Source organism: Streptomyces sp. NPDC002309, from assembly GCF_053593375.1.
In genome coordinates, this window is the sequence record NZ_JBSFCI010000003.1 from 1 (window position 1) to 13,486 (window position 13,486).

A 13,486-nucleotide genomic window follows, 5' to 3' on the forward strand; every position below is an offset into this window, starting at 1 on the left:
ACATATCTGGCGTTGACTTTTGGCACGCTGTTGAGTTCTCAAGGAACGGACGCTTCCTTTGTACTCACCCGAGAATCTCTCTCGCGGCTTTCCTCCGGGCGCTTCCCTTCGGTCTTGCGTTTCCGACTCTATCAGATCTTTTCTCGACCCGATTTCCTCGGTGCTTTCCAGGTCTACGCTTCCGCGTTTCCCTTTCCGGCGGTTCCGACTTTATCAGATCTTTTTCGGCCTGATCCCCAGTCAGCGGGGTTTGTCTTCCGGGCCGTTGGGCCCTTCCGACGTCTCAAACCTTAGCGGACTCTCTCGGTGATTCCCAATCGAGCCGATCGGGGGCCGCCGAGTCCCTTTCGGAATTGAATTCGGGCATACCGAAGTCGTTCCCGTGGGGAGGTCGTGCTGATGGTTTGTTCGCCGCTCGCGCGGCGGGAGATGTTGCTGGAGAACCGTTACGGCTCAGTGGCAACCCGGAGAACTTTACGGATCGGGGCAGGGGCTTGTCAAGCACCGCCCGTCCATCTCTTCGCAAGGAGCGGGGAGCCCCGGTCAGTCGAGGTCGCTGAGCCGGCCGCCCGCGTCCGGCTGGGCGTGCTCCACCCGGCGAAGGAGTCTGGTGAGGACCTCTCCGAGGGCGGTTCGCTCCTCCGGCGACAGGTCCTGGAGGAGGTCCTCCTCGAAGACCGTCGCGAGGCGCATCGCCTCCAGCCACTTCTCACGGCCCTCGGACGTCAGCTCCACGATCACCCGTACGCGGTTGTTCTCGTCGCGCTCGCGGGTGGCGAGACCCTCGGCGACCATGCGGTCGATCCGGTGGGTCATCGCGGCCGGGGTGAGGCCGAGCCGCTTCGCGAGCTCGCTGGGGCCGAGCCGGTAGGGGGCGCCGGAGAGCACGAGAGCCTTGAGGACCTCCCACTCGGCGTTGCTGATGCCGAGCGCGGCGGTCTGGCGGCCGTAGGCGACGTTCATACGGCGGTTCAGCCGCGACAGCGCCGAGACGATCTTCTCGACCTGCGGATCGAGGTCCTGGAACTCGCGCTGGTAGGCCGCGATCTGTTCCTCGAGTGTCGGCTCCGTGTCACGGGGGGTGTCGCCCATGGCCCGAAGTATGGCACGGGGCCGCTGGCGTCTAAGTCCTTCTGTATGTACTCTTTACATTCGAAGTTTAGCTTCGAAGTCTTCAGGGCTAATCTCTGGAGACTTCACCAATCTGAGAGGGGTGAACGTGACCAGGGCGATGGGCGCCGCGATGCGCCGGATCCACGTGGGTAACGCACTCAGCGCCTTCGGACTCGGCTTCACCGTCCCCTACCTGTACGTCTATGTGGCGCAGGTGCGGGGGCTGGGGGCCGTGACAGCGGGGCTCGTCCTCGCCGTCTTCGCCGTGGCCGCGCTGATCGTGCTGCCGTTCGCCGGGCGGGCCATCGTCCGGCGGGGCCCGCTGCCGGTTCTGATCGCCGCCCTGGTCACCGCCGCCGCGGGGGCGGTGAGCCTGGGGCTCGCCGGCAACGCGACCGCCGTCCTGCTGTCCGCCGCGGGTCTCGGCGCCGGGCAGGCCGTGATGCAGCCGGCGCTGGCGACGATGATCGTGGACTGCTCGTCGGCGGACACGCGGTCGCGGGCGTTCGCCACGCAGTTCTTCCTGCAGAATCTCGGACTCGGCGTGGGCGGCCTCATCGGCGGGCACCTCGTCGACGCGACGCGGGTGTCGTCGTTCACCCTGCTGTTCTCGATCGAGGCGGCGATGTTCCTGCTGCTGGTCGCGGTGATGCTGACCGTGCGGATTCCGCGCTCGCCGCGGATCGAGGGCGCTCCCGCGGCGGCCGGGTCGGCCAAGGGCAGCTGGCGGCAGATGCTCCGGAACCGGGCGATGGTGCAGCTGTGCGTGCTCGGGTTCGTGTTGTTCTTCGCCTGCTACGGGCAGTTCGAGTCGGGGCTGAGCGCGTACGGGGTCGAGGCCGCCGGTATCTCCACGTCCGCGCTGGGGACCGCGCTGGCCGCCAACACCGCGATGATCGTCGTGGCGCAGTTCCTGGTGCTGAGGTTCGTCGAGCGGCGCCGCCGGTCGCGGATGATCGCCGTCGTCGGACTGATCTGGGCGGTGGCCTGGATCGCGGCGGGTTACGCCGGTCTCGGGCACGGCAGTCAGGAGATGGCGACGGCCGCCTTCGTCTCGACGTACGCGCTGTTCGGGCTCGGTGAGGCGATGCTGTCGCCGACGGTGGCCCCGCTTGTCGCCGATCTCGCTCCGCGTGGCATGGCGGGACAGTACAACTCGGCCTTCGCCCTGGTGAAGCAGCTGGCGCTGGCCGTCGGGCCTGCGGTGGGCGGTCCCATGGGGGCGTCGCTGCACGCGCCGTACATCGTGACGTTCCTGCTGTTCTCGCTGGGGATCAGCGTCCTCGCGCTGCGGCTGGGGCGGCAGCTGACCGAGGCGCAGGACCAGCCGTGGCGGGCGCGCAGCCGTGTCGTGACGCGGGGCGGGGTCGCGGAGCCGGTGACGGCCGAGGCGTAGCCCCGGAGCGGCTGCCACGCCGCCGGTCCGGCATGGCAGCCCGTCCGCCCGTCGGTCCGGCCTGTCGTCATGCCGAACAGGTCGTCATGCCGAGCAGGTCGTCACGACGGCTTGCCGGGCAGCGTGAACTCGCACCACACCGCCTTCCCGCCGCCGGGGGTTCTGCGGCTGCCCCAGGACGAGGCGATCGTCGCCACGATCGCGATGCCGCGCCCCGACTCGTCGCCCGGTTCGGCACGGCGGCGGCGGGGCAGGTGGTCGTCGCCGTCGGTGACCTCGACGATCAGGCGGCGGTCGGTGCGGCGCAGACGCAGACGCATCGGTGGGGAGCCGTGCTGGAGGGAGTTGGCGACCAGCTCGCTGGCGGCCAGGACGCCCAGGTCGTGCAGTTCGGGCGGGAAGCGCCAGCTGCTGAGGACGCCGGAGGCGAAGGCACGCGCGCGTGGGGCCGCTTCGACGCCTCCGAGGAGTTCCAGGGCTGCGTTGCGGAAGAGGTCTCCGTCGGCTCCGGTGCGGGCCGGGTGCTGGAGGACGAGGACGGCCACGTCGTCGTCGTGGTCGGCGGTGACGCCGGCCGAGCGGAGCAGGCGGTCGCAGATCACCTGGGGCGTGCCCCGGGCGCCGGCCAGCGCGCGCTGGAGAGCCTCGATGCCCTCGTCGAGGTCGGCGTCCCGGCGTTCGACCAGGCCGTCGGTGTAGAGGACGGCCGTGGAGCCGGGGGCGAGCGGCACCGAGCCCGAGGCGTGCATCCAGCCGCCGGTGCCGAGGGGCGGGCCGTTGGGCTCGTCGGCGCGCAGGACCGTGCCGTTCTCGTCGCGGACGAGAATGGGGAGGTGGCCGGCGGAGGCGTACACCAGCCGGCCCTCGTTGGGGTCGTGGACCGCGTACACGCAGGTGGCGATCTGGTTCGGGTCGATCTCCGTGGCGAGGCCGTCGAGGAGCTGGAGCACCTCGTGCGGGGGGAGATCGAGGCGGGCGTAGGCCCGGACGGCCGTGCGGAGCTGGCCCATGACCGCGGCGGCGCGCACGCCTCTGCCCATGACGTCGCCGATCACGAGGGCCGTGCGGCCGCCGCCGAGGGTGATGACGTCGTACCAGTCGCCGCCGACCGCGGCCTCCGTGCCGCCCGGCTGGTAGGCGACGGCGATGCGCAGGTCGTCCGGCTGTTCGAGTTCCTGGGGGAGCAGTGACCTCTGGAGGGTCACCGCCGTCTCACGCTGGCGGCGTTCGCTGGCTCTGACGCGCTCGGCCGCCTCGGCGTGGTCGGTGACGTCGGTGGCGAAGATCAGGACGCCCGCTCCGTCGCGGTCGGCCACCGGGGTGCAGGTGAAGGTGTAGGAACGGCCGTCGGGGGCCTTGCGGGACTTGACCGTGCGGGGCTTGCCGCTGCGCAGGACCTGGTCGAGGAGGGGCAGCAGGCCGAGTTCGCGGAGTTCGGGGAGGGCCTCGCCGGCCGGTTCGCCCAACGGGCGGCCGCCGAAGGCCGTGGCGTAGGCGTCGTTGACGTAGGCGAGGCGGTGTTCGGGGCCGTGGACGAGGGCGACGAGTGCGGGGACGCGCTCCAGGACCTCGCGTACGGGCAGTTCGTCGACGGCCGGCGTCGGCAGTGGGTCGTCGGTCAGCTGTTCGGCGCGGGCCGCCGGGACGGAACCGTCCGCGCGGCGGTCCGGGGTGACGGCCTGGTCGGTCCGCGCTGCGGCGCGGCGCTGCGTTCCGGGGAGCCGGGCGCTCCAGCGCGTGAAGTTCACGAATCCTTGCCTCGTGTAGTCGTCGTCGACCGGCTCCGGACCTGGCCCGGTCCCCCGGGGGCGGCGTGGCGGTGGCCATGCTCTGTCACGACCCCTGGGAAGTGCAGCACTTGGGAAAAGCCTCGTGGGTTCGGTGGCCGGGGTGGGCGGCGGCCCGTCCCGGCGTGGGGACCAGTCTGGCAGTGTGGCCGATCGGGCCGACATCCGTCAGACGCTGTGGTTGCCGTAGGAGTTCCTCGGGAGGGTCAGGTCGACCCCTTCGGGTCGTATGGAGGCTTTCCACCGGCCGCGAGTTCGAACTCCGCTCGGGGGTGTTCGAGTGAACCGAGGGAGACGATCTCCCGTTTGAAGAGTCCGGCGAGGACCCACTCGGCGAGCACGCGTGCCTTGCGGTTGACGGTCGGCACCCTGCTCAGGTGGTAGGCCCGGTGCATGAACCAAGCGGGGTAGCCCTTCACCTTGCGCCCGTAGACGTGGGCGACGCCCTTGTGCAGTCCGAGGGAGGCGACGGAGCCGGCGTGCTTGTGGGCGTACGTCTGGAGGGGCTCGCCGCGCAGGGAGTGGACGACGTTGTCGCCGAGAACCCTCGCCTGGCGGAGCGCGTGCTGGGCGTTGGGGGCGCACTCCGCGCCGGGCGCGCCGGCGGTGACGTCGGGGACGGCGGCGGCGTCACCCGCGGCCCACGCGTGCGCGTGCCCCTCGACCGCCAGTTCCGGGGTGCAGCGGAGTCGGCCCCGGCCGTTGCGCGGCAGGTCGGTGGCGGCGAGCAGGGGGTGGGGTTTGACGCCGGCAGTCCAGACGACCGTACGGGTGGGGAAGCGCTGTCCGTCGCTGAGGACCGCCACCCGGTCGGCGCAGGACTCCAGGCGGGTCTCCAGGAGGACCTGGATGTTGCGGCGGCGCAGTTCGCTGATCGTGTACCGGCCGAGTTCCTCGCCCACCTCGGGAAGGATGCGGCCGGTCGCCTCGACGAGGATCCACTTCAAATCCTCGGGGCGGACGTTGTGGTAGTAGCGCGTGGCGTAGCGGGCCATGTCCTCCAGCTCACCGAGCGCCTCCACGCCGGCGTAGCCGCCGCCGACGAAGACGAAGGTGAGTGCCGCGTCGCGGATGCCGGGGTCGCGGGTGGAGGAGGCGATGTCCATCTGCTCGATGACGTGGTTGCGCAGGCCGATGGCCTCCTCGACGGTCTTGAAGCCGATGCCGTGGTCGGCGAGTCCGGGGAGGGGCAGGGCCCGCGAGACCGAGCCGGGGGCGAGGACCAGTTCGTCGTACGGCAGCGGTTCGAGTCCGGCGCCCTCCTCCTCGGTGGCGAGGGTCGCGAGGGTCGCGAGGCGTTTGGCGTGCTGGACCGAGCGGACCTCTCCGACTATCACCCGGCAGTCGGGCAGGACACGGCGCAGCGGTACGACGACATGGCGGGGGGAGATGGAGCCGGCCGCGGCCTCGGGCAGGAAGGGCTGATAGGTCATATAGGGGTCGGGGGTGACGACCGTGATCTCGACCTCCCCGCGACCGAGCTCGCGCCTCAGCTTCCGCTGCAGGCGCAGGGCCGTGTACATCCCGACGTAGCCGCCGCCGACAACGAGAATGCGCGCACGTTCCTTCACCGTCCCATGACGCACCGGGCGCTTGCGTTTGTCCACAGCCTTGGCAATTTGTGTGACCGGGCCGGGAGCGGACCCATGGTTGGCCGAAACGACCGGTCGTACGGGAGCTGTGCAGGTCAGGGGGTGTGAGCCGGGTGGAGTAAGGGGGCGCAACCGGGACGTATACGACCCGTACTCCGATCGGGGGGCGCTCCGTGCGGAACCTGCCCCTTCTGAATTGACTCTCTCTCAACTATGTTCGTGTGTCGACGGGGTGTAGGGGGATGCGCTCGTCGGTTCTCGGGTCCGCGACGGGCGGTCCGGCGACCCGGCGGGCAGGCTCGCGGTAGGGGCCGGTTCCCGGCGCTCCGGCTGCCGAACGCGGGGAGTGTCTCCGGGGGGAGACATCATTACCGGGGGATTTCATATGCATATTCACGACTCTCGTTGGTCATCCGTGACTGCCGTCGCACCTGGTGGCGCGGTCGCGGCGGCGGGCAACGGACGCGGGGACGGCCCGCGGACCGCGCCGCTGCGGGTGGACGCACAGCGCAACCTCGAACACGTGCTGCGGGCCGCGCGCGAGGTCTTCGGCGAACTGGGCTACGGCGCGCCGATGGAGGACGTGGCACGCCGCGCCCGCGTGGGCGTCGGCACGGTGTACCGCCGCTTCCCGAGCAAGGACGTCCTGGTGCGCCGGATAGCCGAGGAGGAGACCTCGCGGCTGACCGACCAGGCACGGGCCGCGCTCGGCCAGGAGGACGAGCCGTGGTCGGCCCTGTCGCGCTTCCTGCGCACCTCGGTGGCGTCCGGAGCCGGGCGGCTGCTGCCGCCGCACGTGCTGCGGGTCGGCGTCCCGGAGGAGGACGGGCGCGACGGCACGCGCGTGCCGTCGCAGCGGACCCAGTCGGGCGGTGGTGAGCTGCGGCTGGTGCCGGAGCCGCCGACGGCCGGCGACGACGCCGGTGCGGCGGCACTGCTCGACGTGGTGGGCCAGTTGGTGGAGCGGGCGCGTACGGCGGGCGAGCTGCGGCCGGACGTGTCGGTCTCCGACGTCCTGCTGGTGATCGCCACGGCGGCGCCCGCCCTGCCGGACGCGGCCCAGCAGGCGGCGGCCTCGGCACGGCTGCTGGACATCCTCCTGGACGGTCTGCGGTCGCGGCCGGCGTGACGGTGGGCGCGGGCGGGATCGCGCCCACGCCTCGCCCGCGCCCCCTGCCCGACGCCCACCCGCCGTGCCTCGTTGCCGTGCCTCGTTGCCGTGCCTCGTTGCCGTGCCTCGAACGGCTGATTTCTAGCACTGGCTCACGACAGGCCGCCACGGACGGGTGGATGGTTCGCACGACCACCTCCTGAACAAAAGCCAATATGGCAACCTGGCCACTGTTCGGGACGGGTTGGGCAGGCGGCGGGGGCTTTCCGCGATGAGCTTCGACGGGCGGGACGGGTCACTCGGTGACGGGGGCGGTGAGGCCGGCGGCCTGCCCACTCCCCAGGTACCGGCGCAGCGCGACCGGCGGGAGGACGGCGTCCTGCCGCCCGCCGTCGAGCTGCCGCCGTCCGACGCCGAGTTGATCGGCGGGATGCGGGCGGGCGACGACAGCGCCTACGAGGAGCTGTACCGGCGCCACGCCGAGGCCGTACGCCGGTACGCGCGCACATGCTGCCGTGACCCGCACACCGCCGACGACCTCACCGCCGAGGTCTTCGCCCGCGTGCTCCAGGCGGTGCGCGGCGGGCAGGGCCCCGAGCACGCCGTACGCGCGTATCTGCTCACCACCGTGCGGCGTGTCGCCGCGAGCTGGACGAACTCTGCCAGGCGCGAGCAACTCGTCGACGACTTCGCGGCGTTCGCCGCACAGGCCGGGCGTGCCTCCGAGGTGTCCGACACCGACACCCTGGACCTGGGCGCGGACGTGCGGGCCATGCACGCCGCCGAACAGTCCCTGGCCATGCGGGCGTTCCGCTCGCTGCCGGAGCGCTGGCAGGCGGTGCTGTGGCACACCGAGGTCGAGGAGGAGTCGCCGAGCGAGGTCGCCACGCTCTTCGGGCTCGACGCCAACGGCACCCGCGTCCTCGCCAGCCGCGCCCGTGAGGGCCTCAAGCAGGCCTACCTCCAGGCGCACGTCAGCGCCACGCTCACCAGCGACGAGGAATGCGCCCGCTACGCCGACCAGCTCGGCACGTACGCCCGCCGCCGGCTGCGCACCCGTGCCGAGCGGGGGCTGCGCAAGCACCTGGAGGAGTGCGCCAAGTGCCGGCTGGCCGCGAGTCAGATCGAGGACCTGGCGAGCAGCATCCCCGCGGTGGTGCCGATCGCGGTCGTCGGCTGGTTCGGGGCTGCCGGGTACGCCAAGGTGGCCGGGATCGTGGCCGGCGGAGCCGGTGCGGCGGGCGCGGCGGGCGCGGCGGGCGCCGTTTCCGCGGCGGGCGGGGCGGTCGGCACGGGCGGCGCGGGAGCCGGAAGCACGGGCGGCGCGGGAGCCGGAGGCGCGGGCGGGGCGGCGGGTGGCTCGTCCGGCGGGGCGAGCGGCGGCGGGGCGGCGGCGGCCTCGGAGGGGCTGGGAGCGCCCGTCAAGGCCGGGATCGCGGCGGGCGTCGTCGCCACGGCGATCGCGGTCGTGGCCATCGCCCTGGCCGGCGACGACCAGCCGGCCGACGGCAGGCCGACGGCCAAGCCCCCCGCGTCGGCCCCGGCCGCCCAGCCGGAGCCGCCCGCGCCCGCCCCGTCGCCGCCGGCTCCGCAACCGCCTCCGGCGCGTCCCGCTCCCCCGGTCGTCCCGGCAGCCGACGCGCCCCGAAAGCCCACGCCGTCACCGGCCCCGAAGCCGAGCCCCACCCCCACGCCGAGCCCGACGCCCACACCCGCGCCGACGCCGAGCCCCACCCCCACGCCGAGCCCGACGCCGCCCCCCGCACCCGCTCCACCCCCGCCGTCGGTCTCCTACCACCTGGGCGCGCTCTCCTACGACGTCACCGGCGACGGCACGAAGCCCGAACTGCGGCTGAGCGGGAGCAGTTGGGTCTGGCAGCGCCACGGCCTGTGGATCGGCGGGACGCGCTACGCGCGCGGGGTGACCGTCCACGCCCGGTCGTCCGTCACCGTCGACCTCAATCGCGCGTGCACCTCGTACGAGGCCATGGTCGGCGTCGACGACTCGACGCTGGGCCTGGGCAAGGTCTACTTCTCCGTCTACGCCGACGGCACCCGGCTCTGGAAGTCCGGCCTGATCAGGGGCGGGGACACGGCGACCCCGGTGCGGGTGAACCTCACGGGGCACAGCACCGTGCGCCTGGTCGTGGAGCCGCACGGCGCCTTCGACGGGCTGGCCGTGGCGGACTGGGCCGAGTCGAAGTTCCGGTGCGCCTGAGGCTCAGCCGCCGGAGGCCAGCGCTCCCCGGCGTGGTGTGATCCCGGCGGGCACCGCACGCGCGCGTGCGGGTGTCCCGGTCCAGCAGGTGCCCCGCCGGGCCAGCAGCCGTCGTAGCCACAGTTCCAGGGACACGAGATCCGCCAGGCCGTCCAGGGGCAGGGGCTCGCCCTGGGTGGCGGCGCGCAGTGCCTTGCGGACGACGCGGGCCTCGACCAGGCCGGCCTCCGCCAGCAAAGGTGTGTCGAACAGTGTCATCAGGGAGTCGACCGAGACCCGGAGCCCCGACCGGGCGGCAGCCGCCGCGGGTGCGTGGGAGGGGGCGCCCCAGCCGGGCGGGAGGTCGGTGATGCCGGCGCCTTGCAGGACCCTGCGCAGGATCGCGGCGCGCGCCCCGGGCTGGACCCGCAGGGCTTCGGGCAGCGCGCGGCAGGCCCGGACGACCTGGTTGTCGAGGAACGGGGCGTGCAGTCGCTGGAAGCGGATCTCGGCGGCCTGTTCCAGTACCCGGATGTCGGCCGCCGTGCGGGCGAGGGCCGCCCGCGCGCGGAAGTCGCCCGGCCGCTGACCGGGTCCGAGCCCGGCGCCGGAGCGATGGGTGGCCCCCTGCAAGCGAATCGATACTTCAGCCAGTGCCTCGCCCGTCAGCCAGCGGGCCGCCGGCCCCGGTCTGGCCCAGGTCAGCGCGGCGAGTGAGGCGCCGACCGCGCCGTCGGGCTCCTCGAAGCGCTTCTGCAGCAGCCGTTCGGCGAGACTCTCCAGGCCCGCCCCGTAGGGCGTGCGGGCGAGCCGGCGGGCCGCCGCGTACACGCGCGCGGGGACCAGCACCGACCCGTCGGCCTTGGCGAGGGCGGCGACCGGCCGGACCAGGTGACGTCGTCGCCGGTCCATCAGCAGGTCGGCGAGACGGGCCGGATGGGCGTCCAGCACCTGGCGGGCGCCGTAGCCGGTGAGGTGGTCCGCGCTGCCGGAGGCGAGCCGTACGCGATGCCGGCCGGCCGTCACCAGACTGGCGCCCGGTTCGTCGGTCAGGGCGCCTTCCAGCGTGGCGTAGGGCAGGGTCTCCTCGCCGCCCGCCACCACCACATGGTGGAAGCGCGGGTTGGCGGCCAGCGCCCCCGCCCGTTCCAGCTCGGCCTCCCGGCCGCCCACCGTCAGGTCGTTGAAGGTGACCGCCAGCAGCCGCTCACCGGCGCCTGTGCCGTGTCCGAGCACGGTGCCCGGCATCCCTGGCAGCCCGGCCGCCAGCAGCGCCAGCGTCCCCGAGGCGGACCCGCCCGACAGATCCGCCCCGATGCCGGGTACCGGCATCCCGCGCGCGGCACGTCGTTCGGCGGGGCCCATCCCCGGGACGGGCCCGGGGTCGATGTCGGCGCCGGGCACGTGCCGCGGGGCGGCGAGCCGGGCGCGGACGGCCTCGACCAGGGCGTCGCGGACGGCGTCGACCGCGCGGTCGGGATCGGCGGGCGGGGCGGCGACGGCCAGCGAGGTGACCTGCTCGTACCCGGCGACCTCGCGGGCCCCGGCACGCAGGATGAGGGCGTGTCCCGGGGGAATGCGGCGCACGCCGTCGTACGGGGTGGAGTCGTGCAGCGCGGCGGGCACGTCGGGCGCGGCCAGCAGGGCGGCGAGATGGGTGAAGTCGAGGTTGGCCTCGATGAGGTCGGCCAGCGGCAGGGCGGCGGTCGCATAGGCCGTGCCGCCCGCCCAGGGTGTGTGGAAGACGGGTCTCGCGCCCGCCAGATCACCGCAGACCGTGATGCGCCGGCCGGCCTGGACGACCGCCGTGTAGCTGCCCGGCCAGGCCGTCAGATGGCGCAGTGCCCCTCCGCGCGCGGTGAACAGTCCGAGCCGCAGCTCCTCGTCGGAGGCACCGCAGGTGCCGAGGACGGCGATGCGGGTCTGGGCGTCGGCCGAGACCAGCCGGACCTCGTCCGGGCGCCAGTCGCCGACCGCCCACAGCGGATCGGGGTCACCCCAGAGGAGTTGGGAGCCGACCGGGTGCAGGGTCTCACCGTCGAAGCCGGTCGCGCCCGCCGAACCGAGCCGGGCGCCTCCCGCGGCGGTGCTGCTCCACCCCACCAACCACCGCATCGACGCCTCCACAGGCTGTGGACAACCAGTGCACCGTACGAACCGGTTCACCATGCTGCCACGAAGAACGCGCCGCAGAGCGGCGGCGGTGCCGCGCGAGATCCCCCGAATGCGCCCCGCGCACCGCCTCGCGCGACCCCGGAACACCCCGGGGATACCCGGGAATCGACTCACTGACGCATCACGGCGGCCCCAACAGGGGCTTGCCACAGGGAAACTACGACGCGAATGCGCCCCCGACACGCCCCCCGAAAACCCCCAACGCGCCCTCAAACTCCGTGGTGGGCGCGGATATCGCCAGCGGAGAGCGGGGTCGTTTTTCGGCCAAATCGACGCCGCGCACATGCACGTGCATTCGCTTCGCGCACGCTCCGTACAGGCCCTGCGCACCGGTTGGTTCGCGCACGATCCGGGAGGCGGAGTTCGCCTCCCGGACCGGTCCGCCGCCCGCGGGGATTGAGGCGGCGGTATCCCCCAGCCCACTGGTCCAGTACAGCGGGCCGACCCACGCACAGCCATGGAACCGCTCCCCCGATGGCCGGAGAAGAGCGCACGGACGGGCGCACGGCCACACAGCGGGAGCACACCACAACTGTGCGTATCGGGACCGTACTTCCGTACGGACCACAATCCCGCCATCCGGAACAATGCCCCTTAACGCTTGGGATGCGGCGAACTACGCTGGGTTTACGAATGCCGCGTGGTTATGCCAGCGCGGCAGCCGTCTGTGTCGAGGGGTGGCGCATGTCCAGGGAGCAACGCGGGCCGAACGAAAAGCTCGGCGCCGTTCTCGCCCTCGCGGGAATCAGCAACGCGGGACTCGCACGACGCGTCAACGACCTCGGCGCGCAACGCGGGTTGACGCTGCGCTACGACAAGACGTCGGTCGCGCGCTGGGTGTCGAAGGGCATGGTGCCGCAGGGCGCCGCCCCGCACCTCATCGCGGCCGCGATCGGGCAGAAGCTGGGCCGTCCGGTGCCGCTCCACGAGATCGGCCTGGCGGACGCGGACCCCGCTCCGGAGGTGGGCCTCGCCTTCCCCCGGGACGTGGGCCAGGCCGTGCGGTCGGCGACGGACCTGTACCGCCTCGATCTCGCCGGGCGCAGGGCCGGCTCGGGCGGCATCTGGCAGTCGCTGGCCGGGTCGTTCGCGGTGAGCGCCTACGCGACGCCCGCCTCACGGTGGCTGATCACCCCGGCCGACAGCTCGGTGGCACGCGAGGCGAACCCGGCGGAGGGGGCCTCGGCACCGGCCAAGGTCGGCCACAGCGATGTGCAGAAGCTGCGGGAGGCCGCGGAGGACGCCAGGCGCTGGGACTCCAAGTACGGGGGCGGCGACTGGCGTTCGTCGATGGTCCCGGAGTGCCTGCGGGTGGAGGCGGCGCCGCTGCTGCTCGGCTGCTACTCGGACGAAGTGGGGCGGGCGCTGTTCGGGGCGAGCGCCGAACTGACCCGGCTCGCCGGGTGGATGGCCTTCGACACCGGTCAGCAGGAGGCCGCGCAGCGGTACTACATCCAGGCCCTGCGGCTGGCCCGGGCCGCGGCGGACGTGCCGCTCGGGGGCTACGTCCTGGCCTCGATGTCGTTGCAGGCGACCTACCGGGGGTTCGGCGACGAGGGGGTGGACCTCGCCCAGGCCGCGCTGGAACGCAACCGGGGGCTGGCCACCTCCCGCACGATGAGCTTCTTCCGCCTGGTCGAGGCACGCGCCCACGCGCGGGCCGGTGACGCGCAGGCGGCGGGGGCGGCCCTGAAGTCAGCCGAGGGCTGGCTGGAACGCTCCCGTGACGGGGACAACGACCCGTCCTGGCTGGGTTTCTACTCCTACGACCGTTTCGCGGCGGACGCCGCGGAGTGCTACCGCGACCTGAAGGCGCCGCGTCAGGTGCGGCGGTTCACCGAACAGGCGCTGTCGAAGCCGACGGAGGAGTTCGTCCGCTCGCACGGGCTGCGGCTCGTCGTGTCCGCGGTCGCCGAACTGGAGTCCGGGAACCTCGACGCGGCGTGCGAGCAGGGCGTTCGCGCGGTGGAGGTCGCGGGGCGGATATCGTCCGCGCGTACCACGGAGTACGTGAAGGACCTTCTGCATCGGCTGGAGCCGTACGGTGACGAGCCGAGGGTGGTGGAGCTGCGGGAGCGTGCCCGGCCTCTGCTGATGACGACGGCGTAGGGCGGG

General features: G+C 72.9%; 8 protein-coding genes. 4 read left to right on the plus strand and 4 right to left on the minus strand.

Going from position 1 to position 13,486, the window contains the following annotated elements; all coding sequences use genetic code 11:
• Window positions 1–543: 543 nt before the first annotated feature.
• Entirely contained in the window at window positions 544–1,092 is a 549-nt protein-coding gene (locus ACWCPM_RS03050; RefSeq protein WP_450974390.1) for a MarR family winged helix-turn-helix transcriptional regulator, read from the minus strand.
• A 139-nt stretch (window positions 1,093–1,231) separates the two neighbouring features.
• On the opposite strand from ACWCPM_RS03050, the gene ACWCPM_RS03055 reads away from it, so the two are divergent.
• Window positions 1,232–2,509, plus strand: coding sequence for an MFS transporter (locus tag ACWCPM_RS03055; RefSeq protein ID WP_450974648.1), 1,278 nt, complete (start codon window positions 1,232–1,234; stop codon window positions 2,507–2,509).
• A 101-nt stretch (window positions 2,510–2,610) separates the two neighbouring features.
• Here the strand turns inward: ACWCPM_RS03055 and ACWCPM_RS03060 are convergent, their stop codons facing one another.
• Both ACWCPM_RS03060 and ACWCPM_RS03065 read right to left on the minus strand, forming a co-directional pair.
• The gene (locus ACWCPM_RS03060) at window positions 2,611–4,257 is read right to left on the minus strand and encodes an ATP-binding SpoIIE family protein phosphatase (RefSeq protein WP_450974391.1); all 1,647 of its coding nucleotides are present in this window, start codon (window positions 4,255–4,257) and stop codon (window positions 2,611–2,613) included.
• Between the two features lie 245 nt (window positions 4,258–4,502).
• Window positions 4,503–5,867 (minus strand): NAD(P)/FAD-dependent oxidoreductase, encoded by a 1,365-nt coding sequence (locus ACWCPM_RS03065; protein WP_450974392.1) that lies wholly within the window; start codon window positions 5,865–5,867, stop codon window positions 4,503–4,505.
• A gap of 406 nt (window positions 5,868–6,273) precedes the next feature.
• On the opposite strand from ACWCPM_RS03065, the gene ACWCPM_RS03070 reads away from it, so the two are divergent.
• Together ACWCPM_RS03070 and ACWCPM_RS03075 are read left to right on the plus strand one after the other, a co-directional pair.
• The gene (locus tag ACWCPM_RS03070) at window positions 6,274–7,017 is read left to right on the plus strand and encodes a TetR/AcrR family transcriptional regulator (RefSeq protein WP_450974393.1); all 744 of its coding nucleotides are present in this window, start codon (window positions 6,274–6,276) and stop codon (window positions 7,015–7,017) included.
• A gap of 253 nt (window positions 7,018–7,270) precedes the next feature.
• A complete protein-coding gene (locus ACWCPM_RS03075; RefSeq protein WP_450974394.1) occupies window positions 7,271–9,217 on the plus strand; it encodes a sigma-70 family RNA polymerase sigma factor in 1,947 nt (648 codons plus the stop codon).
• 3 nt (window positions 9,218–9,220) lie between these two features.
• Here ACWCPM_RS03075 and ACWCPM_RS03080 read toward each other — a convergent pair whose 3' ends face one another.
• Window positions 9,221–11,311: an asparagine synthase-related protein gene (locus ACWCPM_RS03080; RefSeq protein ID WP_450974395.1), complete on the minus strand. Its 2,091-nt coding sequence runs from the start codon at window positions 11,309–11,311 to the stop codon at window positions 9,221–9,223.
• 744 nt (window positions 11,312–12,055) lie between these two features.
• Here ACWCPM_RS03080 and ACWCPM_RS03085 point away from each other — a divergent pair.
• Window positions 12,056–13,480: an MFS transporter gene (locus ACWCPM_RS03085; RefSeq protein ID WP_450974396.1), complete on the plus strand. Its 1,425-nt coding sequence runs from the start codon at window positions 12,056–12,058 to the stop codon at window positions 13,478–13,480.
• The last annotated feature ends 6 nt before the right edge of the window (window positions 13,481–13,486 follow it).

Excerpts from the sequence above, each read along its gene's own strand:
- ACWCPM_RS03085 (WP_450974396.1), top strand. The coding sequence starts at position 12,056 with ATGTCCAGGGAGCAACGCGGGCCGAACGAAAAGCTCGGCGCCGTTCTC.
- ACWCPM_RS03070 (WP_450974393.1), top strand. The coding sequence starts at position 6,274 with ATGCATATTCACGACTCTCGTTGGTCATCCGTGACTGCCGTCGCACCT.
- ACWCPM_RS03050 (WP_450974390.1), bottom strand. The coding sequence starts at position 1,092 with ATGGGCGACACCCCCCGTGACACGGAGCCGACACTCGAGGAACAGATC.
- ACWCPM_RS03055 (WP_450974648.1), top strand. The coding sequence starts at position 1,232 with ATGGGCGCCGCGATGCGCCGGATCCACGTGGGTAACGCACTCAGCGCC.
- ACWCPM_RS03075 (WP_450974394.1), top strand. The coding sequence starts at position 7,271 with ATGAGCTTCGACGGGCGGGACGGGTCACTCGGTGACGGGGGCGGTGAG.
- ACWCPM_RS03080 (WP_450974395.1), bottom strand. The coding sequence starts at position 11,311 with ATGCGGTGGTTGGTGGGGTGGAGCAGCACCGCCGCGGGAGGCGCCCGG.